The following is a 23794-nucleotide window of genomic DNA, read 5'->3' as shown; positions in this document are numbered from 1 at the left end:
GCGCCGGCGGTGTCCGGTCGACCCACGGTTTTGTGGTTCACCCACCGACATTTCCGGGGGCGAACCACAGAACCGTGGGTGCCGCGGGTGGGCTGGACCGCGGGCGGGCAGGGGTCAGCGGGAGGCCGCGCCGCCGTCGTCGTCCGTGGCGTCATCTCCGGTGTCCGACGCCGGCGTGTAGACGATCAGCTTGAGCGCCGGAGTGTCCGCGAGGCTCAGCTGGTGATGTTCGTAGACGCGGGTTCCGCCGCCCGGATGGTTGAAGGCCCGGGTGCGGGGCGTGAAGCCGCGGATGCCGTACCCGTCCCACTGCGCCCGGAACTCGGGGCTGGACTGCAGCAGCCCGGCGACCAGGCTGGCCTTCCGGGCGTCCTCGATCCGGGACCCCGTCTCCGCCCGGAACTCGGCCAGGAACTGCGCGCTGGTCTGCTCCCAGTCCGGCAGCAGGGCGCGGACCGCGGGGTCGGTGAAGACCAGCCGCAGCAGATTCCGCTCGGGCCCGGAGACCTCCAGGACGCGCGGGAACAGCGAACTGTAGGCGTGGTTCCACGCCACGATGTCCCAGTTCCCTTCCAGCGCCAGGGCCGGATTCGGGTCGATGGCGTCCAGCAGCCGTTGCACGTGGGCGGTGGTCTCGGCGGTCCCGGGGCTCGGCGCGGGCGCGGTGTAGCCGAACGGGGTGAACAGGTACCGCTGCTCGGCGGGCTCCAGCCGGAGGACCGTGGCCAGGGACGTGAGCACCTCGCGGGACGGATTCACCTTGCGGCCCTGCTCCAGCCACGTGTACCAGGTCACGGAGATGGCGGAGAGGAACGCGACCTCCTCGCGCCGCAGGCCCACGTCCTTGCCCCGGCCGGCCTGCGGCAGCCCGTAATCGCTCCGCACCGCCCGACGACGACGCGCGGCCAGGAAGTTGCCGAGTTCCTTCCGCCAGGCTTCGGCTTCGGTCATGGTGGCCGCCTTTCGGTGGAGTCTGCCCCCGGTTCCGGGCTGAGACAGTGAGTTCCCGATGAAACAGCGTTCTATGGTCACTGTTTCGGCGGAAACTCACTGTTTCGGCCGGTGGGGGGTCTGCGTGTGAGCGGGTGGGTTCGTCGGCAGGAGTCCGGTGACCGCCGTCGTCGTCGTCGAGCATTGATTCTAGTACTCCCACTACCAGAAGTGGCACCGTCTTGGTGCCGGCCGTTCCACACGGAAGACTGGGACCATGCCTGCATATCGTTCCCGCACTGTCACCCACGGCCGCAACATGGCCGGCGCCCGCGCACTGCTGCGCGCCTCCGGCGTCGCCAATTCGGACATCGGCAAGCCGATCATCGCCGTGGCGAACTCCTTCACCGAGTTCGTGCCCGGTCACACGCACCTGGCGCCGGTGGGCCGGATCGTCTCCGAAGCCATCCACGCCGCGGGCGCCGTCGCCCGTGAGTTCAACACCATCGCCGTGGATGACGGCATCGCCATGGGCCACGGCGGCATGCTGTACTCGCTGCCGTCCCGCGATCTGATCGCCGACTCGGTGGAGTACATGGCGAACGCGCACTGCGCCGACGCCTTGGTCTGCATCTCGAACTGCGACAAGATCACCCCCGGCATGCTCATGGCCGCCCTGCGCCTGAACATCCCGACGGTGTTCGTCTCCGGTGGCCCCATGGAGGCCGGCCGCGTGACCCTCACCGACGGTTCGGTCCGCTCCCTGGACCTGGTGAACGCGATCGCGGACGCCGTGGACGAGTCGATCTCCGATGAGGACATCAACCTCATCGAGGAGAACGCCTGCCCCACCTGCGGTTCCTGCTCCGGCATGTTCACCGCCAACTCCATGAACTGCCTGACCGAGGCGATCGGCCTCTCCCTGCCGGGCAACGGTTCGGTCCTGGCCACGCACACGGCCCGCAAGGCGCTGTACCAGAAGGCCGGTTCCACGGTGGTGGACCTGGTCAAGCGCTACTACGACGGCGATGACGACTCCGTCCTGCCCCGCTCCATCGCGACGGCCAAGGCTTTCGACAACGCCATGGCCCTGGACATCTCCATGGGCGGCTCCACCAACACGATCCTGCACCTGCTCGCCGCCGCCCAGGAAGCCGGCGTGGACTACGGGCTGGCCGAGATGGACGCCAAGTCCCGCCAGGTGCCGTGCCTGGCCAAGGTGGCCCCGAACGTCGCCAAGGACAAGACCTACTACATGGAGGATGTGCACCGCGCGGGCGGCATCCCGGCCCTGCTCGGGGAACTGAACCGCGGCGGCCTGCTCCACCAGGACGTCCATTCCGTGCACTCCACCGATCTCAACGGCTGGCTGGACGACTGGGACGTCCGCGGCGGCAAGGCCACCCAGGAGGCCCAGGATCTGTGGCACGCGGCCCCCGGTGGCGTCCGCTCCTCCACCGCCTTCTCCCAGTCGAACGTCTGGACCTCCCTGGACACCGATTCCGAGGGTGGCTGCATCCGCTCCGTGGAGCACGCGTACTCCAAGGACGGCGGCCTGGCCGTGCTGCGCGGCAACATCGCCGTCGACGGCGCCGTGGTGAAGACCGCGGGCGTGGACGAGTCCATCTGGACGTTCGAGGGCCCGGCCGTGGTCTGCGAGTCCCAGGACGAGGCCGTGGAGAAGATCCTGAACAAGACCGTCAAGGAGGGCGACGTGGTGGTCATCCGCTACGAAGGCCCCAAGGGCGGTCCGGGCATGCAGGAGATGCTGTACCCGACGTCGTTCCTCAAGGGCCGTGGCCTGGGCAAGAAGTGCGCCCTGATCACGGACGGCCGCTTCTCCGGCGGCACCTCGGGCCTGTCGATCGGGCACATCTCGCCGGAAGCCGCGTCCGGGGGCATGATCGCCCTGGTGGAGGACGGCGACCGGATCCGCATCGACATCCCCACCCGCTCCCTGGAGCTCCTGGTGGACCCGGCCGAGCTGGAGGCCCGCCGTGACCGCCTGGAGGCCACCACGGGCTACCACCCGGTGGGCCGTGAGCGTCAGGTGTCCGCCGCGCTGCGTGCTTACGCGGCCATGGCGACCTCCGCGGACAAGGGCGCCGTCCGCGACGTCGACGCCCTGTACCGCATGACGTCCCCGCAGCCGGTGGCGCAGTAGCCGGTACCCGGCCGCCGCCCGGTCTCGGTGCTCCACTCGGCATCACCCGCCGCCGAGTCCGCTATCAACCACGTGAGTCCGCTACTGCTTGTAGCGGACTCACGGCATCCATAGCGGACTCAGCGACGATGAATCCAGCCCGCGGCACAGTGCCCGGCCGCCCGTCGTGCCGGATCGGTGGCCATGATGCTACTCCGGGTACTCGGCGCCCAGGGTGCTGAGGATGCCGAAGGCCTTGGTCCGGATCTCCTGGTATTCCTCCTCGGGCACCGAATCGGCCGTGACCGCGCCGCCCACTCCGAGGCTCAGGAGTGTGTCCGGCCCGGTTCCCGCGACGACCAGTGTCCGGATCACCACCGAGAGGTCCACGGAACCGTCCAGCGAGAAGTAGCCGAGCGCCCCCGAGTAGACGCCGCGCGGTCCGCCTTCCAGGCCGTCCAGGATCGCCATGGTGCTGATCTTCGGGGCGCCCGTCATGGAGCCGGCCGGGAACGCGGCGGCGACGGCCTCCACCCGTGACGCGCCGGGCCTGAGCTGCGCCCCGATGCTGCTCACCATCTGATGGACCGTGGCGTAGCTTTCGATGGCGCACAGCCGGCTCACGGTCACGGATCCGGGTTCGGCGAAGTGACTGAGGTCGTTGCGGAGCAGGTCCACGATCATGATGTTCTCCGCCCGGTCCTTCAGGCTGGCGGAGAGGTCCTCGCGGAGTGCGGCGTCCTCCGCGGCGTCGGCGGAACGGCGGCGCGTGCCCTTGATCGGTTCGGCCAGCATGGCACCCGTCGCGTCCACGGAAAGGAAGCGCTCGGGGGAGGTGCTCGTGATCGTGACGTCGCCGAACCGCATCAGGGCCGCGAACGGGGCCGGGTTCCTCCGGCGGAGCGCGCGGTAGGCCTCCCAGGCGTCGAAGCCGGGGGTCTCCGCGGTGAGGGTGGTGGTCAGGCAGACCTCGTAGCTGTTGCCCTCGCGGATCTCGTCCTGGCTGGCCAGCACCTTCCTCAGATAGTCCTGGTGGGAGTCGCGGGCGGCGAAGCGGGGTGCGGTGGACGGCCCCGACGACGGCGGTGTGACCCCGCCGGGCACGGCGCCACCGGGTGGAGCGCCGGGCGGCGTTCTGGCGGCGTTCAGCGCGCGGGCAACGGTGGCCGCCCAGCCGTCACGGCGGCCCGGCTCCGCGTGTCCTGCCGCGGGCTGCGCATCGGCGGTGAGCGCGTCGTCGTGCGTGGCGCCGGACAGTTCCAGCGCCCAGGCGGTGCCGTTCCCGTGGTCCAGGACCACGGCGCGGTCCGCGAAGAGGAGCCCGGCGTCCGGGACCGGGGAGGCGGAGGTGTCCTGATCCGAGCCGCCGGTCTCACGCTTGAGTTCGTACCCGAGCCAGCCGAGCCAGCCGAGCCGGAATGGGCAGTCGTACCCGGCGGGGGCGGCCTGCGGGGTCTGCGGGGACCAGGCTGTGGCGAGCCAGCGGAAGAACGGCAGAGGCAGGCGGGCCGTCGAGGTGCCGCGGCGGAGTTCCGTCAGACCGTCCCGATGGCTGACGGACAGCCCGGCCCCGGGATTGGCGGCCATGATGCTGAAACGGTTGCGTGTGGTGCCCGGGCGGCCGGCGTCGGAGGAATCGAGCCAGACGGCGTGGTCCTCGGCCCCGAACAGCTCCTCGAACAGGACCTCGGCGTTCAAGCCGGTGCCATCGCCACCGGCGCCGGCGCCGTCGTCCGAGGCCAGCGAGCCCGCGGGGACGATCCGCACCGGACGGGAGGCCAGCGCATTCCGCTCCGGCGCGAGTTCCGCGTGGAGCGCGGGGTGGTGACCCAGGAGCTCGAGGACCTCGTCCACGGCGCCGCCGGAACCGGCCCGGCCGCCGCCCGCGGTGTCCCGGACGGTGAGGTCCACCGCGGCGGGCACGGGGTCCGTGGCAAGCCAGCGTGCCTCCTGCTTCGCCCAGGTGTCCCAGAACGGGACGTAGCTCTCGCCGTCGCGGGCCAGGGCACGGGACTTGCGCTCCTCGTCCGCCCCGGCCACCCAGATCGTGGCGTCCAGGAGTTCCCGGGCGCCCGCGGCGCAGGCGCCCACGCCTTCGATCACCACGACGTCCGCGGCGGGAGTCGTGCGGCGAGGCCCGTCCGTGTCGGCCGCCCAGTCCCAGGTGGTCCATTCGGCGTCGTGGCCGGCGGAGAGCGGGGTGAGCACGGTGTCCAGGTAGCGCTGGATCCCCTGCTCGAGCCCTTGCCATCCCGGGTAGATGTCCTCCAGATGGAACAGGGCGACCGTGCGGTGCTGTCGCAGGCGGGCGCACAGTTCGACGGCGAGCGTGGTCTTTCCTGCGCCGGACCGGCCGTCGATCCCGATCAGCAAGGGGGTGGTGCGGGGTGTGGACATCACTCGGGCTGGGCCCCGTGCGCGGCCGCGGCCCTGATGTACTCCACGAGGGGTTCCAGCGAGCCGGAGATCATGGCGGCGCACTCCACGAAGTCGCCCTGATCGCCGTACCAGGGGTCGTAGATGCCGAGCTGCCCGGCGCTCTTGCCGGCCAGGGTGGGATCGAAGGAACGGAACATCCGGATCTTCGCGCGGGTCTGATCGTCCGGGGCCCAGCGCCGGAGCGCGCGGTAGTGGTTCTCATCCATGGCCAGGATGAGATCGCGGTCCTGGAACCAGGCGTTGTCCCATTCGCGGGCCACGTGCCCGGCCGGATCGATCCCCAGGGCACGGAGCTGGGTGGCCGCGCGCCGGTCCATGGACCGGCCCACCTCTTCGTCGCTGATCCCTGCCGAATCGACCACGACGGCGGTCAGGAACCCGTCCTCCGGGTGCTGCTGCGCGGCCTCCGCCAGGGCGCGGCGCAGCTGGAATTCCGCCATGGGTGAGCGGCAGATGTTGCCGGTGCACACCGTGATCACCCGGAAAGGTTTTTCAGCCATGCTCCAACGGTAGCCGCTCCGCCCGATACGGTGCGGGGTGGTTCCCGGAGGAGGCCCGTAATGACGGTCCCGGAACACCCTGGCCCCCGCGCCGGCACCGGCCTAGGCTGGAAGGACAGACCCCGCGCGAAGGGTCGCGGGGCACCTTCGAGGGGAGGTCCGGAGATGTCCGGAATTCAGCCCGATGACGATGACCGCCTGCACAGCGAGGCGCCCGCGGAAGGCGAGGACGAGGACCAGGCTCAGGAGACGGAGCGTGTCCACTCCGAGGATCCGGCCGAGGGCTCGGACGAGGGGTGACCTGGCTCGTCAGTGCAGGAGCGCCAGTCCCACACCGAGCAGGACGAAGAGCACCCCGAAGCTCCGGTTGAGCACCAGCTGGCCACGGGGTGAGCGGGTGAAACTGCGGACCGATTTCGCGGCCAGGGCGAAGAAGAACCACATGACCACGATGTCGATCACCACCACCGTGACCGCCACCACCGCGTACTGGGTGAGCAGGGGCTGATCGCTGCGGATGAACTGGGGGAGGAAGGCGAGGAAGAAGACGATCGCCTTGGGGTTGAGCAGGTTCACCCAGAGGCCCCGGCGGAACATGCTCCACGCGGACTCGCCGGCCAGTGCGGCCTGCGCCTCCGCAGTGTGCACGGGTCTGGCCAGGAACTGCCGGATCCCCAGATACACCAGATAGGCGGCGCCGGCGTAGCGGATCACATTGAAAAGCACCGGCGACTGGGAGACCAGCACACCCAGGCCCAGGGCGACCACCACCACGTGGATCACCAGGGCGGCCTGCTGGCCCAGTATTCCCCAGATGGCGCGGGTGAATCCGACATTCAGGGCGTTGCTCATGGTGTTCACGGCGCCCGCGCCCGGAGTGAGGCTGATGAGCAGGGCGGCGGTGGCCAGAGCGAGCCAAAGGGAGAGATCCACCTGTCAAGACTAGGGGAGCGCCGACCACTGGGCAGAATAGAAGCATGTCACTGCCGCCCATGAGAACCCGGAACCTCGCCTCCACCCCTCGGCGGACCGCTGAAGAGCGTGCGCTGCAGGCCGGTGGCGGCGCCTTGATCATCGGTTTCCTCGCCGGTTTCATCGTCTTCTTCGGCGCGCATCCGCCGCTCTCGGGCAGCGGCTCGATCGGCGTCGCCGCCGCGGTGGTCAGTGCCGTCGTCGCGCTCGCCGCCTTCGGTTTCGTGGTGGGAGCGCGCGTCGTCCAGCGTGTGCGCTCGGCCGGTCGGCCGCCCTGGCTCTACCTGCTCGACGTCGTCGCGCTGGCGCTCTCGCATGCCGCCCTGGCCTACATGGGCTCCGTCGCCCTGTTCGCGATCTTCCAGCAGGCGTTCATCGGGCTGACCCTGGACGCGTTCGCGGCCGCCCTGCTCATGGCCATGGCGGCCGGAGCCTCGGCGTATCTGACCGCGGTGAACGCCCAGAACCTCACCACGGAGCGCGTGGCCACGCTGCTCGGGGCGTTCCTCGGCCTGGGGGTCCTGAACGCCATGATGACCACGCAGCAGGCGGATTGGTGGCAGTCGAACATCAGTGCCCTTGGCACGGCACACTCCGGAACCGCGTACACGTTCAACATCACGCTGCTGGTGGCCGGGGCGCTGATCGTGACGCTGGCGCACTTCATCCTCGCCGACATGCAGCACTTCTCCGAGACCGACGCCGGCGCGATCGCCTTCACGCAGATCCAGGCGCTGCGGCAGCAGGCGGGGCAGCGCTGGCTGCGTCTGTTCGGCGCCCGCGGCTGGGCGAAGAAAGTGGGCCAGGAGCGGTATCTGCACCCGAAGCTGAAGCCCGTCTACGGCTGCCTGGTCTTGATGGGCGTCGGGCTCGCGCTCGCCGGGCTGGTGCCCGTGGACGAATCCGAGCTGCTGCACAACACGGGCGCCACCGGCATGGTGATCGCCTGGGGCGTGCTGGTCATCGCGCTGCCTTGGTGGATCCCCGGGCTCGGTTTCACGTTCCACGTGGCCAGCGGTGTGTTCGTGGCCGGCGTGATCGTCTCGGTGGTCCTCTACCTGCCGCTGGGTTACTACAACCTGACGGCCATGGAGCTGATCGCGTTCGCGCTGATCTTCACCTGGCTGATCCTCTTCATCCGCCAGGTGGCCAGCGTCCCCTCCCGGACCGCCGTGCCCGAGCCTGCCGCGGTCTGAGGAGGCCGCCGGGCCGGAACCGCGGGCGCCGGTCGGGCAGGGATCGGGCCGGGATCGGGCCGGGCGCCCGAGCGGGGTTCTGGAAGAATGCCGGGAGAAGGACGAGGCGGAGGCCGGGAAACCGGAGCCGCCCACGACTCGAGGAGCTGAACCGTGTCCCAGGTGCCGCCGAACTATCCGCCCGACTACCCGCCCACCGGCCCGGGCCCCTACGGCTCCCCGCCGGCCCCGGTCTACCTGACCTTCCCGGCGCCCCAGCCCAAGGGGAACTCCATCGCCTCCCTGGTCCTGGGTCTCAGCAGCATGTTCTTCGGCTGGACGTTCCTGGTCCCGATCGTGGGCCTGGTCCTCGGCATCATCGGCTCGCGGAAGGAACCGGCCGGCAAGGGCCTCGCGGTCGCAGGCATCATCATCAACAGCATCATGCTGGTGGGCTGGGCGATCGTGCTGTTCTTCATGATCGGGATCTTCACCCTGCTGTTCACCGCCGGCGTCCAGAGCCAGTAGCGGAGCCCGGAAGGCGCGGCCCGGCCTGCGCCCCGCCCGGGAGGCGCGGCCCGGCATGCGCCCCGCCCGGGAGGCGCGGCCCGGCCTGCGCCCCGCCCGGCCGGGTGGCCCCGCCCGCCGTCGTGCCCGTCAGGCCCTCAGCAGCACCTCGCCGTTGGGCATGACGAGCCAGCCGTCGCTCGTCTCACCCCAGCGGTGCCAGCCCGCGGCGATCCGCTCCAGCCCGGTCTGTGTGGCGTAGCCGTAGGAGAGGGCCTGCTCACCGAGCGAGGAGTGCACCACCCGCTCCGCCCACACGCGGGCCAGCCAGCGGCGCTGCTGGGCGGTGGCATAGGTCCAGTTGCTGCTGCTCGGGGCGACGTCGGTGAATCCGGCTTCCTGCGCCCAGGCCACCAGATGCCGCCCACCGTCCGGTTCGGCCTGATTGTGGCGGGCCACCTTCTGGTACATCTCCATCCACTCGTCCAGCTCCGGGATCTCCGGGTACCAGAAGATGCCGTGGAAATCGGCGTCGCGCACGGCCACCAGTCCGCCGGGCTTGGCGACGCGCCGCATCTCCCGCAGGGCGGCCACCGGATCGGTGAGGTGCTGGAGCACCTGGTGGGCGTGGACCACGTCGAAGGTGTCATCCGGGAAATCCAGGGCGTAGATGTTGCCGGAGACGAAATTCACGTTCTCCACGCCACGTGACCGGGCGAGCTCCGCGGCGTGTTCCACCACCTCCGGTGCGCGGTCCAGCCCGGTGACCGTGGCGGGGGCCACCAGCTCCGCGAAGTCGCAGGTGATGCTGCCCGGCCCGCAGCCGACGTCGAGCATGGTCACACCCGGGGTGAGGTGCTCCAGGAGGTAGCCGGCGCACTCCCGCGCGGTCCTGCTGGCATGGGCCTGGACCACGGAGGCGTGGTGGCCGTGAGTGTAGACGTCGTCCTGTTCCTGCGCGCTCATGCAGACACGGTACTCCGGGGCATGGCGACGGGAAACAGCTGTCCGCCAGAAGGATTTCCGGAATCGATTGGCTATGTGCTCATGGGTGCCTTATGATGCATTGCCGTGACGTCCCAACAGGCGTCCGCTAGGCGAGGAGAGGCAGGCCACACATGGCAACCGACTACGATGCAGTGCGCTCTGATGTTGCGGAGATCCAGAACGAGTCCCTTGAGGCGCTGAAGACCGTCAACTCGGGCGACGCCCGCAGCGTGGTGCGTGAGCTCGACGAGGCGGACACCTCTGACGGTGTGGACGTCCCCGATGTGGACCTCAGCAATGAGGAACTCACCGTGGTCGTCATCCCGGAGCGTGCCGATGAATTCACCTGTGCCTCCTGTTTCCTGGTCCGGCACCGTTCGCAGATCGCACGAGAGAAGAACGGCCTCGTGTACTGCGTCGAGTGTGAAGGCTGATCGACTTCCCAGCGCCCGTGCCGGTTTCCGGCGCGGGCGCTTTTGTTTGCCCGGGCCGCCGGACGGCCCCTGGACGCACGACGACGGGACCCGGCCATGACTGACACCGCCGCCGCGCTGCTGCGCGCCACCGCCGTGGGGGCCCAGGTGGGTGAACGCTGGCTCGTGCGTCCGACCACCTTCGCGGTGGACCCGGGGGAGATCCTGGCCCTGACGGGACCCAACGGTTCCGGCAAGACCACCCTGCTGCGCCTGGCGCTGGGCCGCCTGGCGCCGACCACCGGCACCCTGGACCGGCGGGTGGATCTGGGGGACGGCGCCCGGGGCATCGCCGCCATGACCGGTCCGCCGCCGTTCTACGCCCGGCTGACCATCGCCGAGCATCTCGACCTCGTGGAGACGTCCTGGGCCGGTGCGGGCGGCATGGCCCTTCCGCTGGACGAGGTGCTTGAAGCCCTGGACCTGGCCCGGCTGGCGGACCAGTACCCGGACGAGCTGTCCTCGGGGGAGCGTCAGGGGATCGGGCTGGTGATGGCGTTCGCGCGCCCGGCCGCCCTGCTGGTGCTGGACGAACCCGAACAGCGGCTGGATGCCCGGCGCCGCGAGGTGATCGCCGAGCTCATGCTGCGCCGCCAGGCCCTGGGGGCCGGGGTGCTGCTCGCCACCCATGACCCACGGCTCGTGGACCTCCTGGGAGCCCGGCAGGTGGTGCTGGCCCGTGAGGACGGCGCGAACGACTGGGCCGAGGGCGACGACTCCCACGACGGAGCGCTGTGAGCGGATCGCGTGCCCCGGAGGCCCGCCGACGGCTCCAGGAGGTCAGGGTCCTGCTCCGGGGCTCGTCCGAGGACGGGCGCTGGTACCCGTGGTACCTGGCGGCCCTCCTGCTGGGCCTGGTGATCGCCCCCGGAGTGTGGTCCGTGGTCCTGGTGCTCGCCGGTCCGGTCGCGCCGCTTTCCGCCGCCGGGCTGCTCGCCCTCGTGGCGGGTCTGGAGGCGCTGCTGGTGCTGGCCGCCGCGGCGACCCCCGCCTACCTCGGCCCGGTCTGGACCTCCGCCGAGGAGATCCACTATCTGGCGGCCGGCCCCTTCGGCGTCCGGGCCACGTTCGGTGCCCGGACACGGGTGATCCAGGCGGCCACGGTGCTGGCCGCGCTGCTGCTCGCCGCGCTGCCCGTGCTGGCCTGGTGGCAGGGGAACGGGAACGGCCCGCTCCTCCAGGGGCCCTTGTTCGCGGCGCTCGGTCTGGGGCTGGCGGGCGGGATCGGCTCCGCGGTGCTGGCCCTGCGCAAGCAGCGAGGACGTGCCGGGCTGACGGTTCCCCGGCTGGAGGAGCTGACCGCGGGCCGGGATGTCGCGCTCGCGGGGCTCACGACCGGCGACAGCCGCTCCCTCTCCACGGGTGTCCCCCGGCGCGGCCCGCGTCGGACGGGGCGTTCCCTTCCGGCGGGCCTCCTGGCACGTTCCGCCGCCATCGACCTCCGCTACCTCCGGCAGGACCCCTGGGGCGTGACGCTCGCGCTCGTGTTCCTGGTGGCCGGGTCGGCGGCTCTCGCGCTGGCGGGATCGACTCCGGCGATGCTCGCGGTGCTCCTGCTGCTCGCCCAGGCGGCGATGACGCGGCTGAGCGGCGCTCTCGGCGACGTGGCGGACACCGTGGGGTACGACGTCGTCGTGCCGCAGCCGCTGACGGCCCGCCTTCTGGCGCATGCGGCGCTGCCGCTGGCCGTCCTGCTGGTGGCGGTCGCGGTGCCGGTCCTGGCCGTCGATCCCTCCCGGCTGGCTCCCGCGCTCCTGGTGACGGCCTGTGCCGTGCTGATCCGGTTCGCGAGCCTCGGGGCGGCCGGTCTGCCCGCGCAGTATCTGACGCCGGTCAGCACCCCGCTGGGAGACACCACCGCGATGTTCATGGTGCTGTGGCTGCTCAGGCCCGTGATCCCGGCGGTGTGGCTGCTGTGGGCCGGAAGCCGGTTCCCGTCGGGGACGGTGGTCGGCGTGCTCGCGGTGGGCCTGGGCGTGCTGGCGCTGATCCGGTTCGCGGGCCTGGCGACCCGACGCTGACGGGTGGGCTGTGCGGCGCCGGTCAGGAGTCCGGGTCTCTGCATCGCCTGCTCGGAAATCGAGTGCTGAGAAAACGTCGTTTTGAGGCCCCAGAACGACGTTTTCTCAGCACTCGATGAATGGAGAGGGGGCGGGGGGGTGCGGTCGGCCCGGGGTCAGCCGCGGTCGACGTCCCCGGGCGGAACCGCGTAGCGCGGGCTGTTGTAGATGGAGAGGGCGAACCCCAGCACCGACCCCGCCACGAGCAGAGTGGGAACGATCAGGAACAGCGGCGAGACCTCGCCATTCCTGTCTGCGGCGATGACCGAGGACACCATCACCCAGCTCAGCAGCAGGAGCACGAGCAGATTGATGACCGCCAGGTCTCGGGTGAGATTGCGGATCAGCAGCGCGCGGTTCTCCGGCCGGAACCAGTACTCGGCGTTGGGGACGTTCACCAGGCCGGGTGGGAGCCGGAAGATCCAGTGCGGCACGGTGGTCAGCAGAAGGGTGATGCCCAGAGCGACCGCCGACAGGGTGATCACGAACCGGCCCCGGGTGTCCCAGCGGTTGACGGCGCCGTCCACGCCGAAATGGCCCGGCACGGTGTCCGGGGCCACCATCAGGAACCACAGGACGGTGGCGGCGAACACCAGCAGGCCCGCCCCCGTCAGCAGTCGGCCGGTGCGGACCTGGTGGTCGGTGTGTGTCTCGTTCCCCATGGTGGGAGCCTAGCCCCGGTCGGGATCCTGCCCGTCGTTCACCGCGGCCGTGACGCGGGCGACGAAGAGGGCGAAGGCGTCCAGCCAGCCCCGGAGGAACTCGGCGGTGCCCTCGTTGGTGACGTTGCCGTCGTCGTCGATCAGGCCGGGGGTGAAGTGGATGTACGCCTCGGGGCTGGCGAGCTCCGGCGAGTTCACGAAGGACAGGATGCTCCGCAGGTGCTGCTGCGCCACGGCCGTGGAGATGTTGCCCGGTGAAGCACCGGTGACGGCGGACGGCTTCTTGGCGAAGGAGTTGCTGCCGTACGGGCGGGACGCCCAGTCGATCGCGTTCTTGAGGGATCCGGGGATGGAGCGGTTGTACTCCGGGGTGACGAAGATGAGGGCGTCGGAGGCTTCGATCCGGGCTTTGAACTCGCGGGCCACGGGCGGGAAGGTCTTGTCGTAGTCCTGGCTGTAGAGCGGCAGATCGTTCAGGGGGATCTCCTCCAGCACCAGTTGCTCCGGCGCCAGCTTCACCAGGGCCTTCGCCAGTTTCCGGTTGATCGAGGTGGAGGAGAGCGAACCCACCAGAACGCCGACTTTGAACGTCATGTCATGTCCTTTCAGAACGATTCCGCAGGCGAGCGCCCCCTCTGCCACGCTAGGCCCGGAAGGCCCCCAGGTCCAGGGCGCTGCGGCCCGGAACCTGTCCCTCGTGCCGGGCCCATTCCGGACGTAGTCTTGGAAGACGTGGGCTCTGCCCGGGCCTGCTCAGGACCCTCGAGAGGATGCACCATGTCCAGCATCACCAATTGCCTCTGGTTCGACGGCCAGGCGGAGGAAGCCGCCGAGTTCTACGTCTCCGTGTTCCCCGACTCCGCGGTGAGCGCCGTGTCCCGCTACGGCGAGGGCGCCCCGTTCCCCGCCGGCACCGCTCTGACGGTGGAGTTCCAGCTCAACGGAACGCCGTATCAGGGGCTGAACGGCGGGCCGCAGTTCACGTTCAACGAATCCATCTCCTTCTCCGTCAGCTGCGCCGACCAGGCCGAGGTGGACTACTACTGGGACAAGCTCACGGCCGACGGCGGATCCGAAGGCCAGTGCGGCTGGCTCAAGGACAAGTTCGGCGTCTCCTGGCAGGTGGTGCCCCAGGCGCTCGGCTCGATCATGTCCGGCGACGACGCCGCGGGCGTGGGCCGTGCCATGCAGGCCTTCATGGGCATGAGGAAGTTCGACATCGCGGCGCTTGAAGCCGCCTACCGGGGGGAGTGACGGTCATGCCCGCACTGAAGAACTGCATCTGGCTCGACGGCACGGCGGAGGAGGCCGCGGACTTCTACGTCTCGGTGTTCCCGAATTCCAGCAAGGGGGTCATCACCCGCGTGCTGGAAGGCTCGCCCTTCCCCGCGCCGTTCCCTCCGGGTACCGCCCTCACCGTCGACTTCACCCTGGACGGGGCGGCGTTCCAGACCCTGAACGGCGGGCCGATGTTCAGCCCGAGCGAGGGCGTCTCCTTCGTGATCATCACGGAGGACCAGGCGGAGACGGACCGCTACTGGGACGCCCTCGTCGCCGACGGCGGGCTGGAGCAGCCGTGCGGCTGGCTCAAGGACCGCTTCGGGGTGTCCTGGCAGGTGGTCCCCGCCGCGGTCGACGAGATGACGGCCTCCACGGACCAGGCGGCGTCCCTGCGTGCCATGAACGCGCTCATCACCATGACTCGGATCGACCTGGCCGCCATGGAAGCCGCGTATCGCGGAGACTGACCTTGCCGTCGTGGCCGAGCCACGGTTCCGGCCACTCCTGCCGCTGAATGCCGGGTCCGCCGTCGCACATCCCTCCTTCTCTCCGCACCGGTCACGGTGGGATGATACGAAGGGGAACACGGCACGGCGCCCGGACGGATCGGACCTCTCGGGCCAGGTGGGCGGAGGCGCGCATGCGCACGTTCGGAGTCGAAGAGGAACTGCTGATCGTCTCGGCGGACAGCGGGTGGCCGTTGCCCCTCGCCGGAGTGGTGATCGGGGCCGCCGCGCGAAGCGGCCCCGGCCCCAGTCTCACGACGGAGTTCAAGCAGGAGCAGATCGAGGTCAACACCAGGCCGTGCGCGACGGCTGAGGAACTGCGCGCCGAGATCGTGGCCGGACGTTCACTGGCCGACGATGCGGCACGCACTGTCGGCGCACGGATCGCCGCCTCGGGCACCCCTCCTCTGATGTCCACGACACCGACGGAAGGCGACCGACGGTACTCCGCCATGTCCCGGCGCTTCGGAATTGTCGCCCGCGAACAGATCACCTGCGGTTTCCACGTGCACGTCTCCATCGCCACCCGGGAGGAGGGGGTGGGCGTCCTGGACCGGATCAGGCCCTGGCTCCCGGTGCTCCTCGCCCTCAGCGCGAACTCACCCTTCTGGAACGGCGAAGACACCGGATTCGCCAGCTACCGCACCCAGATCTGGAGCCGATGGCCGTCGGCCGGCCCCGCGGATCCGTTCGGGACCGCCGCCGGTTATGAAGCGACCATCTCACGGCTGATCCGAACGGGGGTGCTGCTGGACGAGGGCATGGTGTATTTCGACGCGCGGCTCTGCCGGCACCAGCCCACCGTGGAGGTGCGGATCGCCGACATCTGCCTCCTGGCCGAGGACGCCGTGGTGCTTGCCGCGGCCGTGCGGGCGCTCGTCGAGACCGCAGCCAGGGATTGGCGGGGTGACCCGGTTCCAGCCGTCCGGACGGACACGCTGCGGCTGGCTGATTGGCAGGCGAGCCGATTCGGGCTCAGTGGCGCCTTGCTCGACCCGGCCACCGGCACTCCCCGCCAGGCGGCCGCCGTCGTCGGTGATTTCACTGATCGACTCGACGCGGCGCTCGACGCCGCCGGGGACCGCCCGCTCGTCCACGCCGGGATCGCGCGGATCCTCGACCGTGGCCCGGGGGAGCGGCTGCAACGCGAAGCTTACGGCAGCGGGCTCGCCTCCGACGTCGTCGCGGCGATCGTGGAGGCCACGCATGCTCCCGGTCGTCCACAGGAAAAACGCCACTCCAAGAACTGAGCGCGTCCCGCGCGCGGCTCAGTCCTCTGAACCGGCCGTGGGCGCCGGAGGGCGGAAGAAGATCGCGAGCTGGCCTACCGCGCCGGCGACACCGAGGAGCACTGCGATGAGCAATCCCGCCCAGCCGCAGAGGAGACCGGCGATCCCAGTGCCGGTGAACAAGACGTGGTCTGCGCTGAGATGCCCGGCGCCGAGCGTCGCCACGGTCACCGCAGCCGCGCCGAGGACCAGGTTGTACTCCCACCCGCCTTTGGTCGCGAAGAATCCGTGCCGGTGGACCGTCCAGACCGCAACGACCATCAGGGCGACATAGGCGGCCGCGGCAAGCGGGGTGAAGAGCCCGAGGGCGAGCGCGATCCCTGCTGCCGTCTCGGTGGAGGAGGCCATGATCGCGTTGAACCTGCCTGGTTTCATTCCGATGCTGTCGAACCACGCGGCGACCTGCCCGATCCCGCCCTTGCCGAAGAACTTCTGGAAACCGTGTGCGGCCATCGTGATCCCTACGACGAGGCGCAGGAAGAGGATTCCCATATCGAGTGCGGAGCTATCGGCGATCATGGACAAAAAGTACCGTATGCGGTGCACACAACGGTGTGAGGTTCCGGGTCCGTGCGGTCACGCACGCGCCAAGGCCTGAGTCCGTGCGGTCACGGCGAACACCAGGCGGCTCAGCCCCCGGTGGGTGCCTTCATCGATGCCCGCGGGCACGGCTGTCGGGCGGCCGCACGCCTACGACGCCGCGCGGTCCCGCCACCAGGCCACTGTCGCCCGGGCAGCCTCGTCCAGAGGGGTCGGCCCGAAACCGAACAGGGCCTCGCTGGCGCTCGAGTCCATCACGAACGGCGCCGTGAACTGGTACTCCAGCTCGTTCAGCTCGCGGATGGACGGCATCACGAGACCCAGCGCCTTCATGAGCCGGCGTGGCAGCACAGCGACCTTCGCGGCCGGGACTCCGGCCGCCGTCGCGAAGGCCCCGGCCAGCGCGCGCTGTGACAGGGCCGGCCCGGTCGGGGCGTGCAGCACGCGGTCCCACAGCGATTCGTCGCGGGCCGCGGCGATCATGGCGGCCGCGTAATCGGGGACGTAGGTGAAGGAGTGCGGCTGATCCGCCGACCCCACCACGCGAACGGTCCTCCTTGCCAGCACGAGCGGGACCATGCGCTCGCCGGCATGGGCGTTGAGTGCTTGAGGGCCGAAGTAGTCGCTCGCCACCACGCTCACGGTGTGCGCGGGATGGGCCGCCCGCGCCGCGAGCAGTTCGGTGCGCACGCCGCGCTTTCCGCCGCGCGCCCGGCGGGGGCTGTCCTCGCTCATGGTCCGTTCCGGCTCGCTGTAGGAGTAGAGACTTTCGGGGAACACGACGACGACGCCGGCCTCCGCCGCGGCGTCCAGCACCACCCGCTCGGCCTGCGGCAGTTCGGCGCGCCAGGCCTTCTCCGTGTACGCGCTGCCGTGCATGCAATGGAAGACGGCCTGTACGCCGTCGAGCTGTGCCGCGAGATGCGCAGGGTCCGAGGCGTCGCCCCGCACACGGTCGATGAGGGGGTGTTCCGGACCGGAGCCCGAGCGGGTGAGGAGGCGGACCCGCTCGCCCTGTTCGGCGAGCTGGGACGCGACGGTCCAGCCGAGGGGGCCGGCGCCGATGACGAGGAAGGGGTGTGGGTTGTGGGACATGAGGTCCTCCTGGAGGTGGCGGGAAATTGAGAGCACTGCTCTCTGAATCCAGAATGCGATCTCTTCTCGCGGAAGTCAAGAGCACTGCTCTCAAAAGTTGACGCTGCTCTCGCAATCCGACAGCATGGGTCCATGCCGGACACCTCAGACGACCGCACCTCACGCACCCCCGGGCCCCGTGAGCGCGCCCGCGCCCGCACGATCGCGGACATCGTGAGCCTCGGCAGGAAGCACCTCGCGGAACACGGGGCGGCGGCGCTGTCCTTGCGGGCGGTGGCACGCGATCTCGGCGTCGTCTCCTCGGCCGTGTACCGCTATGTGGAGAACCGGGACGAACTGCTGACGCTGCTCCTGATCGACGCCTACAACGAGCTGGGCGACGCCGTGGACTCCGCCGTGGAGGAGGTCCCGGAAGGCGACTTCCGGGGCCGGTTCCTCGCGCTCGCGCAGGCAGTCCGTGGCTGGGCCGTGGGCGAACCCGCCTGCTACGCCCTCCTGTTCGGCAGCCCCGTGCCCGGTTATCAGGCGCCGGGGGAGCGGACCGTCGAGCCTGGCACCCGGGTGGTGCTCAGGCTGGTGGGAATCCTCGACGCCGCGCATCGCTCCGGTGCGCTCCGGGAGGACCTGCCGGCCGACGTCGTGTCTGACGCTCTGGCCGGGAACCTCGCCGCGGTGCGCGGGGAGCTGGGGCTGGACCTGCCGGATGAGCTGCTGGCGCGCGGGGTGCTGGTGTGGACCTCACTGTTCGGGGCGGTGAGTTTCGAGGTCTTCGGGCAGTACGGCCCGGACACGTTCCCCGCCCGGGAGGAGCTCTTCGCGCACCAGATGAAGACCCTGGCCGGGCTCGTGGGGCTGTAGAGCGCCAACCGCCGATGATCCGGGCGCCCTCGTTGACTCCGGGCGCCGATATTGGGGCGCCCCGGGTCAACTGGGGCGCCGGGATCGTGAGGCCGGGGCGCTGGGGCGATATCCCAACGACCGTCCTGCCCACCGTGCTAGCTTGGACCTTTTGGCCGCTGGACCGGCGGCCTCGTGAAGGCGGAGTGGGGCCGGTCCCGGCAGGTCGTGGCGGCTCCGGGCCCAGCCCCGCGGAAGGGTATGAGCGGATGATGGACCAGCAGGGGCTTTCGCCCGAATCCGGCACGTCGGCCGGAGCGCCGCGTCGCGCCGTCGTGCGGAGTGCGGCCTGGAGCATTCCGGTGATCGCCGCGGCCGTGGCGGCGCCGCAGGCCGCGGCGAGCGGCGCGGGTGTCGACGCGGCGGCGTGGACCGACGCGGAATTCCTCGACGGCGGCCCGCTGGCCCGGCTCGCGGGCGGAGTGGTCGCGGGCCCGACGTCGGGCGGTCAGATCCCAGCGGGCGTCCTCCTCACGCTGACGGTGGACGTGACCCTGGCGCGGGAGACCGCCATCGCGGTGTCCGGAGTCGTCGTCGATCCGCGGCTGACGCTCACCTCGACGGTGCCGCAGACGATGACCGGCTCTGAGCCGATCACGCTCACGGCGACGACGCTCACCCCACTCGCGGTCGGTGTTCCGCCAGCCACGGTGTCCCTCACGGTCGGGCCCTCTACGGCCATCAACGAGGCCCACATCTCGGCGGTCATCAGTAACGTGCCGGGCGATGCCGACAGCTCCAACGACGTGAGCGAAACCGGCGTGGGGCTGCTCTGACGCGGCTCTGACCCGACGGAGGGCGCGGTCCAAGCGTCGCCTCGCGCCCGCCTGTCAACCCGTTTTCTGTTCGCTCACAGCGAACTTGAGTGATGCCGACTCAACTTTGCTTGACACCTGAATGCTTAAGAGTAGAGTTGAGTGCAGAGCGCTCAAGGAACAGCCTCGGGCGCAGCGAACACCTACTTTTTCCAAGGAAGGAAGCAACACATGTCACGTGCTGTAGGCATTGACCTCGGAACCACCAACTCGGTCGTCTCCGTTCTGGAAGGTGGCGAGCCCACTGTCATCGCCAACGCTGAAGGCGGTCGCACTACGCCGTCAGTGGTTGCGTTCTCCAAGAACGGTGAGGTCCTGGTCGGCGAGATCGCCAAGCGCCAGGCCGTCAACAACATCGACCGCACCATCGCCTCCGTCAAGCGCCACATGGGCACCGACTGGAGCGTGGACGTCGACGGCAAGAAGTACACGGCGCAGGAGATCTCCGCCCGTACCCTCATGAAGCTGAAGAACGACGCCGAGGCGTACCTGGGCGAGAAGGTCACCGACGCGGTCATCACCGTCCCGGCATACTTCAACGACGCCGAGCGCCAGGCCACCAAGGAAGCCGGTGAGATCGCGGGCCTCAACGTCCTGCGTATCGTCAACGAGCCCACCGCGGCCGCTCTGGCCTACGGTCTGGACAAGGGCAAGGAAGATGAACTCATCCTGGTCTTCGACCTCGGTGGCGGCACCTTCGACGTCTCCCTGCTGGAAGTCGGCAAGGATGAGGACGGCTTCTCCACCATCCAGGTCCGCGCGACCGCCGGTGACAACCGCCTCGGTGGCGACGACTGGGATGACCGGATCGTCCAGTACCTCCTGGGCCAGCTGAAGGCCAAGGGCATCGACCTCTCCAAGGACAAGATCGCCCTCCAGCGTCTGCGTGAGGCTGCGGAGCAGGCCAAGAAGGAACTCTCCTCCTCGACCAGCACCAACATCTCCCTGCAGTACCTCTCCGTCACCCCGGACGGCCCGGTTCACCTGGACGAGCACCTCACCCGTGCCAAGTTCCAGGAACTGACCAAGGACCTGCTGGAGCGCACCAAGAAGCCGTTCCACGACGTCATCAAGGAGGCCGGCATCAAGGTCTCCGACATCGATCACATCGTGCTGGTCGGCGGTTCCACCCGCATGCCCGCCGTGACCGAGCTCGTCAAGGAACTGGCCGGTGGCAAGGAGCCCAACAAGGGCGTCAACCCGGACGAGGTCGTGGCCGTGGGCGCAGCCCTGCAGGCCGGCGTGCTGAAGGGTGAGCGCAAGGATGTGCTCCTGATCGACGTGACCCCCCTGTCCCTCGGTATCGAGACCAAGGGTGGCGTCATGACCAAGCTGATCGAGCGCAACACCGCCATCCCCACCAAGCGGAGCGAGACCTTCACCACGGCGGATGACAACCAGCCGTCCGTGTCCATCCAGGTCTTCCAGGGCGAGCGTGAGTTCACCCGGGACAACAAGCCGCTGGGCACCTTCGAGCTGACCGGCATCGCCCCCGCACCGCGTGGCGTGCCGCAGGTCGAGGTCACCTTCGACATCGACGCCAACGGCATCGTGCACGTGTCCGCCAAGGACAAGGGCACCGGTGTGGAGCAGTCCATGACGATCTCCGGTGGCAGCGCCCTCTCCAAGGAGGACATCGAGCGCATGGTCGCCGACGCCGAGGCGCACGCCGCCGAGGACAAGAAGCGCCGTGAGGCTGCGGACACCCGCAACGCCGCCGAGCAGCTGGCCTACGCCACCGACAAGCTCATCGCCGACAACGACGACAAGCTGCCGGAAGAGGTCAAGACCGAAGTCAAGGCCGACGTCGACGCCCTCAAGGCCGCCCTCGAAGGTGCGGATGACGACGCTGTGAAGGCTGCGTTCGAGAAGCTCCAGGCTTCCCAGACGAAGCTCGGTGAGGCCATCTACGCCCAGTCCCAGGCTCCCGCCGGTGGCGAGGAAGCCGCAGGCGCCTCCGCCGGTGCTCCTGAAGAGGACATCGTGGACGCCGAGATCATCGACGAAGACGAGAAGAAGTAACCATGCCGCACCACGGTAACGAAGCGGAACACGGCTCCGGGACCGGGGACGAGCGCCAGGAGCCGGTCATCCGGGACAACCGCAAGGTTGACCCGGAGACCGGCCAGGCACGGACCCCCCAGGGCTCCGAAGCTCCAGCCGGTGGCGACGCCGCCGACGCGAACGGTGACGCACTCAGCCAGGCCGAGGAGATCCTCAACGCCGCAGGCGCCGACGCGGGGAACGCCCCGTCGTCGTCCGAGGCGGAGGAACTGCGCAACGATCTGCTGCGCCTCCAGGCCGAGTACGTCAACTACCGCAAGCGGGTGGAACGTGACCGCGCAGTGGCGGGCGAAATGGCCGTCATCGGCGTGCTGAACGCCATCTTGCCGGTCATGGACGACATCGACGCGGCACGTGCCCACGGCGACCTCGCCGAGGGACCGTTCGCCTCGATCGCCGGCAAGCTGGAGAACACGCTCAAGACCTACGGACTGGAGCGCATCGAGGAGACCGGGGTCGAGGGGCCCCCCCGGGGGGGGGGCCCCCCGGGCSCCCSCACCGCCCCCTTTGGATTTTCAGACAGGAAAGGAAACGCCCTTGGCAAGCCAGGACTGGGTTGAGAAGGACTTTTACAAGATCCTTGGTGTCGCCAAGGACGCGTCCGACGCCGACATCAAGAAGGCGTACCGTAAGCTCGCCCGCAAGTATCACCCCGACACCAACTCCGGGGACGCCGAAGCGGAGAAGAAGTTCAAGGACATCACCGAGGCCAACTCGGTGCTCTCCAACCCGGAGGATCGTCAGCAGTACGACGCCATCCGCGCGATGGGCAGCGGAGCACGCTTCGCCCCCGGCGGCCAGGGTGCCGGTCCGGCGGGCTTCGAGGACCTCTTCGGCGGCATCTTCAACCAGGGCGGCCGCACCCGCGGCGGCTCCTCGGGAGGGATCCCGCCGGAGTTCGCCGACCTGTTCGGCGGCGGAGGCGGCTTCGGTGGCTTCTCCCAGCAGCCCACCAAGGGCGCGGACCGCACGGCCAGCACGACGATCTCCTTCAAGGGATCCATCCAGGGCACCACGGTCAGTCTGCGCGAGCCGGACGGCAACGTCATCGACGTCAAGATCCCGGCCGGCATCAAGGACGGCCAGAAGGTCCGCCAGCGCGGCAAGGGCAACCCCGGATCCGGTGGCAACGGCGACCTCATCATCACCGTCCACGTGAAGGAGCACCCCTTCTTCAAGCGGGACGGGAACAACATCCGCATCCATGTGCCGGTCAGCTTTGATGAAGCGGCTCTGGGCGGGAACATCGAGGTGCCGACCATGGAGGGCGACAAGGTCAAGCTCCACCTGGCCGCAGGCACCCCCAGCGGGCGCACCCTGCGGGTCAAGGGCCGCGGCGTGAAGACCCCGAAGGCGACCGGCGACCTGCTGGTGACGGTCGACGTCGTGGTGCCCCAGAAACTGAACGATGCCGCCAAGGCGGCGGTCGAGGCGTTCGCGGACGCCACCGCGGGGGAGGACCCCCGGGCGGTCATCGCCGCCCGTGCCGTGCTGTAGGAGGTGAGCCATGGCGATCGACCTGAATCAACCGCTGTTCGTGATCTCGGTTGCCGCCGAACTGGCCGAGATGCATCCCCAGACCCTGCGTCAGTACGACCGGCTGGGCATCGTCTCACCGAGCAGGGCGCCGGGCAAGGCGCGCCGCTATTCGCAGCACGACGTCGACCGCCTGCGTGAAGTGCAGCGGCTCTCCCAGGAGGGCGTCTCCCTGGAGGGCATCAAGCGCATCCTCGAGCTGGAGAACCAGGTGGCCGCTCTGCAGTCCCGTGTGCGCGAACTGAGCGAGGAGCTGGAACGCCGTCCGGCGGCCCAGGAACCCCGCGTCTTCGCGGCCGGAGTCTCCGCCGGTGACGTGGTCCCGCTGCCGCGGGGGCAGCGCCCGACGCCGCGCAGCCAGGCCGTCGTGATCTGGCGGCCGTAACTTCCGTGTCCGGTCCGTCGCTTTGCGGGCTTGGAGATTCTCCGTGCTGTCCCAGCACTGAACCAGCGAGGGACGGGACACCAGGCAGGTGTCCCGTCCCTCGCTGCGTCACCGGGACCCCGGGCGCCTGCCGCAGGGTGGGCCCGGACGCCCTCGATACCTCACACCACTCCGTTCCGTCATTCGGTTCTGTCCGATAGTTGTTCGGTATCTCCGAGTGAATGCTCGGCCCTGCCCTATGGACGCCGAACGATACCGTCCATAGGCTGAAAGCACAACGATGACAAGCCACCGCCTGTTGAGGCGGTATGAACGTGGGGCACCAGCGAAGGCCCCACGAAGCTGTGGAGATTCGGTCTCCGCAGTCATTGAGATGGGGGGATCCGTGGAGGAGCGGGTCCATCACGGTTCCCCTCATCTCCCTGAACACGACCAGATGGGATGCCATGCTTCTGACTCAACTCCAGTACTTCGTCGCTCTCGCGCGCGAAGAGCACTTCGGCCGGGCGGCCGCGGCGTGTTTCGTCTCGCCGTCCAC

The 23794-nt window shown here is 69.5% G+C and carries 26 protein-coding genes; 17 read left to right on the top strand and 9 right to left on the bottom strand.

What is annotated here, in order from left to right; translation table 11 throughout:
* Positions 1–114: 114 nt before the first annotated feature.
* Positions 115–951 carry a helix-turn-helix transcriptional regulator gene (locus AB4Y75_RS16445; RefSeq protein ID WP_441436958.1) on the bottom strand — a complete coding sequence of 279 codons (837 nt, stop codon included), beginning with the start codon at positions 949–951 and terminating at the stop codon, positions 115–117.
* 256 nt (positions 952–1207) lie between these two features.
* Here AB4Y75_RS16445 and ilvD point away from each other — a divergent pair, with 256 nt between their 5' ends.
* Positions 1208–3094, top strand: coding sequence for a dihydroxy-acid dehydratase (gene ilvD / locus AB4Y75_RS16440; protein ID WP_441436957.1), 1887 nt, complete (start codon positions 1208–1210; stop codon positions 3092–3094).
* Between the two features lie 189 nt (positions 3095–3283).
* On the opposite strand, the gene AB4Y75_RS16435 is transcribed toward ilvD, so the two are convergent.
* Positions 3284–5470: a chorismate-binding protein gene (locus AB4Y75_RS16435; protein ID WP_441436968.1), complete on the bottom strand. Its 2187-nt coding sequence runs from the start codon at positions 5468–5470 to the stop codon at positions 3284–3286.
* A complete protein-coding gene (locus tag AB4Y75_RS16430; RefSeq protein WP_441436956.1) occupies positions 5470–6012 on the bottom strand; it encodes a low molecular weight protein-tyrosine-phosphatase in 543 nt (180 codons plus the stop codon). Before AB4Y75_RS16430 ends, AB4Y75_RS16435 begins: the two co-directional genes overlap by 1 nt.
* A gap of 165 nt (positions 6013–6177) precedes the next feature.
* Here AB4Y75_RS16430 and AB4Y75_RS16425 point away from each other — a divergent pair, with 165 nt between their 5' ends.
* Positions 6178–6312 (top strand): hypothetical protein, encoded by a 135-nt coding sequence (locus tag AB4Y75_RS16425; RefSeq protein ID WP_441436955.1) that lies wholly within the window; start codon positions 6178–6180, stop codon positions 6310–6312.
* Between the two features lie 9 nt (positions 6313–6321).
* Here the strand turns inward: AB4Y75_RS16425 and AB4Y75_RS16420 are convergent, their stop codons facing one another.
* On the bottom strand, positions 6322–6945 hold the full coding sequence (locus AB4Y75_RS16420; protein WP_441436954.1) for a LysE family transporter: 624 nt from the start codon (positions 6943–6945) through the stop codon (positions 6322–6324).
* A 44-nt stretch (positions 6946–6989) separates the two neighbouring features.
* Here AB4Y75_RS16420 and AB4Y75_RS16415 point away from each other — a divergent pair, with 44 nt between their 5' ends.
* Both AB4Y75_RS16415 and AB4Y75_RS16410 read left to right on the top strand, forming a co-directional pair.
* Positions 6990–8180, top strand: coding sequence for a hypothetical protein (locus AB4Y75_RS16415; protein WP_441436953.1), 1191 nt, complete (start codon positions 6990–6992; stop codon positions 8178–8180).
* Positions 8181–8333: 153 nt separating this feature from the next.
* Positions 8334–8687, top strand: coding sequence for a DUF4190 domain-containing protein (locus AB4Y75_RS16410; RefSeq protein ID WP_441436952.1), 354 nt, complete (start codon positions 8334–8336; stop codon positions 8685–8687).
* Between the two features lie 129 nt (positions 8688–8816).
* On the opposite strand, the gene AB4Y75_RS16405 is transcribed toward AB4Y75_RS16410, so the two are convergent.
* Positions 8817–9632, bottom strand: coding sequence for a class I SAM-dependent methyltransferase (locus AB4Y75_RS16405; RefSeq protein ID WP_441436951.1), 816 nt, complete (start codon positions 9630–9632; stop codon positions 8817–8819).
* Positions 9633–9784: 152 nt separating this feature from the next.
* Here AB4Y75_RS16405 and AB4Y75_RS16400 point away from each other — a divergent pair, with 152 nt between their 5' ends.
* The 3 genes from AB4Y75_RS16400 (at position 9785) to AB4Y75_RS16390 (ending at position 12147) form a co-directional block, all read left to right on the top strand.
* Positions 9785–10087, top strand: coding sequence for a DUF4193 domain-containing protein (locus AB4Y75_RS16400; RefSeq protein WP_066216141.1), 303 nt, complete (start codon positions 9785–9787; stop codon positions 10085–10087).
* A 96-nt stretch (positions 10088–10183) separates the two neighbouring features.
* A complete protein-coding gene (locus tag AB4Y75_RS16395; protein WP_441436950.1) occupies positions 10184–10864 on the top strand; it encodes an ABC transporter ATP-binding protein in 681 nt (226 codons plus the stop codon).
* Positions 10861–12147: a hypothetical protein gene (locus AB4Y75_RS16390; protein ID WP_441436949.1), complete on the top strand. Its 1287-nt coding sequence runs from the start codon at positions 10861–10863 to the stop codon at positions 12145–12147. The genes AB4Y75_RS16395 and AB4Y75_RS16390 overlap by 4 nt, the downstream gene beginning before the upstream one ends.
* Before the next feature lie 155 nt (positions 12148–12302).
* On the opposite strand, the gene AB4Y75_RS16385 is transcribed toward AB4Y75_RS16390, so the two are convergent.
* Both AB4Y75_RS16385 and AB4Y75_RS16380 read right to left on the bottom strand, forming a co-directional pair.
* Positions 12303–12848, bottom strand: coding sequence for a hypothetical protein (locus AB4Y75_RS16385; RefSeq protein WP_441436948.1), 546 nt, complete (start codon positions 12846–12848; stop codon positions 12303–12305).
* Between the two features lie 9 nt (positions 12849–12857).
* Complete coding sequence (locus AB4Y75_RS16380; protein WP_441436947.1) at positions 12858–13442, bottom strand: NADPH-dependent FMN reductase; 585 nt, start codon at positions 13440–13442, stop codon at positions 12858–12860.
* 183 nt (positions 13443–13625) lie between these two features.
* Between AB4Y75_RS16380 and AB4Y75_RS16375 the strand changes: the two genes are divergently transcribed.
* The 3 genes from AB4Y75_RS16375 to AB4Y75_RS16365 all read left to right on the top strand — a co-directional run bounded on the left by AB4Y75_RS16375 (position 13626) and on the right by AB4Y75_RS16365 (position 15885).
* Entirely contained in the window at positions 13626–14102 is a 477-nt protein-coding gene (locus tag AB4Y75_RS16375) for a VOC family protein (protein ID WP_441436946.1), read from the top strand.
* Positions 14103–14107: 5 nt separating this feature from the next.
* Positions 14108–14596 (top strand): VOC family protein, encoded by a 489-nt coding sequence (locus tag AB4Y75_RS16370; protein WP_441436945.1) that lies wholly within the window; start codon positions 14108–14110, stop codon positions 14594–14596.
* Positions 14597–14769: 173 nt separating this feature from the next.
* The gene (locus AB4Y75_RS16365) at positions 14770–15885 is read left to right on the top strand and encodes a glutamate--cysteine ligase (protein ID WP_441436944.1); all 1116 of its coding nucleotides are present in this window, start codon (positions 14770–14772) and stop codon (positions 15883–15885) included.
* An 18-nt stretch (positions 15886–15903) separates the two neighbouring features.
* On the opposite strand, the gene AB4Y75_RS16360 is transcribed toward AB4Y75_RS16365, so the two are convergent.
* Together AB4Y75_RS16360 and AB4Y75_RS16355 are read right to left on the bottom strand one after the other, a co-directional pair.
* Complete coding sequence (locus tag AB4Y75_RS16360) at positions 15904–16443, bottom strand: DoxX family protein (RefSeq protein WP_441436943.1); 540 nt, start codon at positions 16441–16443, stop codon at positions 15904–15906.
* Between the two features lie 171 nt (positions 16444–16614).
* Complete coding sequence (locus AB4Y75_RS16355) at positions 16615–17559, bottom strand: NAD-dependent epimerase/dehydratase family protein (RefSeq protein WP_441436942.1); 945 nt, start codon at positions 17557–17559, stop codon at positions 16615–16617.
* Positions 17560–17691: 132 nt separating this feature from the next.
* Between AB4Y75_RS16355 and AB4Y75_RS16350 the strand changes: the two genes are divergently transcribed.
* The 7 genes from AB4Y75_RS16350 to AB4Y75_RS16320 all read left to right on the top strand — a co-directional run.
* The gene (locus AB4Y75_RS16350; RefSeq protein ID WP_441436941.1) at positions 17692–18417 is read left to right on the top strand and encodes a TetR/AcrR family transcriptional regulator; all 726 of its coding nucleotides are present in this window, start codon (positions 17692–17694) and stop codon (positions 18415–18417) included.
* Between the two features lie 248 nt (positions 18418–18665).
* A complete protein-coding gene (locus tag AB4Y75_RS16345; RefSeq protein WP_441436940.1) occupies positions 18666–19232 on the top strand; it encodes a hypothetical protein in 567 nt (188 codons plus the stop codon).
* A gap of 210 nt (positions 19233–19442) precedes the next feature.
* A complete protein-coding gene (gene dnaK / locus AB4Y75_RS16340) occupies positions 19443–21293 on the top strand; it encodes a molecular chaperone DnaK (protein WP_441436939.1) in 1851 nt (616 codons plus the stop codon).
* A 2-nt stretch (positions 21294–21295) separates the two neighbouring features.
* Positions 21296–21895: a nucleotide exchange factor GrpE gene (locus AB4Y75_RS16335; RefSeq protein ID WP_441436938.1), complete on the top strand. Its 600-nt coding sequence runs from the start codon at positions 21296–21298 to the stop codon at positions 21893–21895.
* Entirely contained in the window at positions 21873–22832 is a 960-nt protein-coding gene (locus tag AB4Y75_RS16330; protein ID WP_441436937.1) for a DnaJ C-terminal domain-containing protein, read from the top strand. The genes AB4Y75_RS16335 and AB4Y75_RS16330 overlap by 23 nt, the downstream gene beginning before the upstream one ends.
* A 10-nt stretch (positions 22833–22842) precedes the next feature.
* Complete coding sequence (locus AB4Y75_RS16325; protein ID WP_441436936.1) at positions 22843–23256, top strand: heat shock protein transcriptional repressor HspR; 414 nt, start codon at positions 22843–22845, stop codon at positions 23254–23256.
* Positions 23257–23564: 308 nt separating this feature from the next.
* Positions 23565–23794, top strand: a 230-nt coding sequence (locus tag AB4Y75_RS16320) for a LysR family transcriptional regulator (RefSeq protein WP_441436935.1), incomplete at its 3' end; no start/stop codon positions are given.

It is taken from the genome of Arthrobacter sp. RAF14 (assembly GCF_052114185.1).
Taxonomy (GTDB): domain Bacteria; phylum Actinomycetota; class Actinomycetes; order Actinomycetales; family Micrococcaceae; genus Arthrobacter_E.
The sequence above is the reverse complement of the archived record's forward strand: the minus strand, read 5'-3'. Positions and strand labels throughout refer to the sequence as shown.

Excerpts from the sequence above, each read along its gene's own strand:
- AB4Y75_RS16445 (WP_441436958.1), bottom strand. The coding sequence starts at position 951 with ATGACCGAAGCCGAAGCCTGGCGGAAGGAACTCGGCAACTTCCTGGCC.
- ilvD (WP_441436957.1), top strand. The coding sequence starts at position 1,208 with ATGCCTGCATATCGTTCCCGCACTGTCACCCACGGCCGCAACATGGCC.
- AB4Y75_RS16435 (WP_441436968.1), bottom strand. The coding sequence starts at position 5,470 with ATGTCCACACCCCGCACCACCCCCTTGCTGATCGGGATCGACGGCCGG.
- AB4Y75_RS16430 (WP_441436956.1), bottom strand. The coding sequence starts at position 6,012 with ATGGCTGAAAAACCTTTCCGGGTGATCACGGTGTGCACCGGCAACATC.
- AB4Y75_RS16425 (WP_441436955.1), top strand. The coding sequence starts at position 6,178 with ATGTCCGGAATTCAGCCCGATGACGATGACCGCCTGCACAGCGAGGCG.
- AB4Y75_RS16415 (WP_441436953.1), top strand. The coding sequence starts at position 6,990 with ATGTCACTGCCGCCCATGAGAACCCGGAACCTCGCCTCCACCCCTCGG.
- AB4Y75_RS16405 (WP_441436951.1), bottom strand. The coding sequence starts at position 9,632 with ATGAGCGCGCAGGAACAGGACGACGTCTACACTCACGGCCACCACGCC.
- AB4Y75_RS16400 (WP_066216141.1), top strand. The coding sequence starts at position 9,785 with ATGGCAACCGACTACGATGCAGTGCGCTCTGATGTTGCGGAGATCCAG.
- AB4Y75_RS16395 (WP_441436950.1), top strand. The coding sequence starts at position 10,184 with ATGACTGACACCGCCGCCGCGCTGCTGCGCGCCACCGCCGTGGGGGCC.
- AB4Y75_RS16385 (WP_441436948.1), bottom strand. The coding sequence starts at position 12,848 with ATGGGGAACGAGACACACACCGACCACCAGGTCCGCACCGGCCGACTG.
- AB4Y75_RS16380 (WP_441436947.1), bottom strand. The coding sequence starts at position 13,442 with ATGACGTTCAAAGTCGGCGTTCTGGTGGGTTCGCTCTCCTCCACCTCG.
- AB4Y75_RS16375 (WP_441436946.1), top strand. The coding sequence starts at position 13,626 with ATGTCCAGCATCACCAATTGCCTCTGGTTCGACGGCCAGGCGGAGGAA.
- AB4Y75_RS16370 (WP_441436945.1), top strand. The coding sequence starts at position 14,108 with ATGCCCGCACTGAAGAACTGCATCTGGCTCGACGGCACGGCGGAGGAG.
- AB4Y75_RS16365 (WP_441436944.1), top strand. The coding sequence starts at position 14,770 with ATGCGCACGTTCGGAGTCGAAGAGGAACTGCTGATCGTCTCGGCGGAC.
- AB4Y75_RS16360 (WP_441436943.1), bottom strand. The coding sequence starts at position 16,443 with ATGATCGCCGATAGCTCCGCACTCGATATGGGAATCCTCTTCCTGCGC.
- AB4Y75_RS16355 (WP_441436942.1), bottom strand. The coding sequence starts at position 17,559 with ATGTCCCACAACCCACACCCCTTCCTCGTCATCGGCGCCGGCCCCCTC.
- AB4Y75_RS16350 (WP_441436941.1), top strand. The coding sequence starts at position 17,692 with ATGCCGGACACCTCAGACGACCGCACCTCACGCACCCCCGGGCCCCGT.
- AB4Y75_RS16345 (WP_441436940.1), top strand. The coding sequence starts at position 18,666 with ATGATGGACCAGCAGGGGCTTTCGCCCGAATCCGGCACGTCGGCCGGA.
- dnaK (WP_441436939.1), top strand. The coding sequence starts at position 19,443 with ATGTCACGTGCTGTAGGCATTGACCTCGGAACCACCAACTCGGTCGTC.
- AB4Y75_RS16325 (WP_441436936.1), top strand. The coding sequence starts at position 22,843 with ATGGCGATCGACCTGAATCAACCGCTGTTCGTGATCTCGGTTGCCGCC.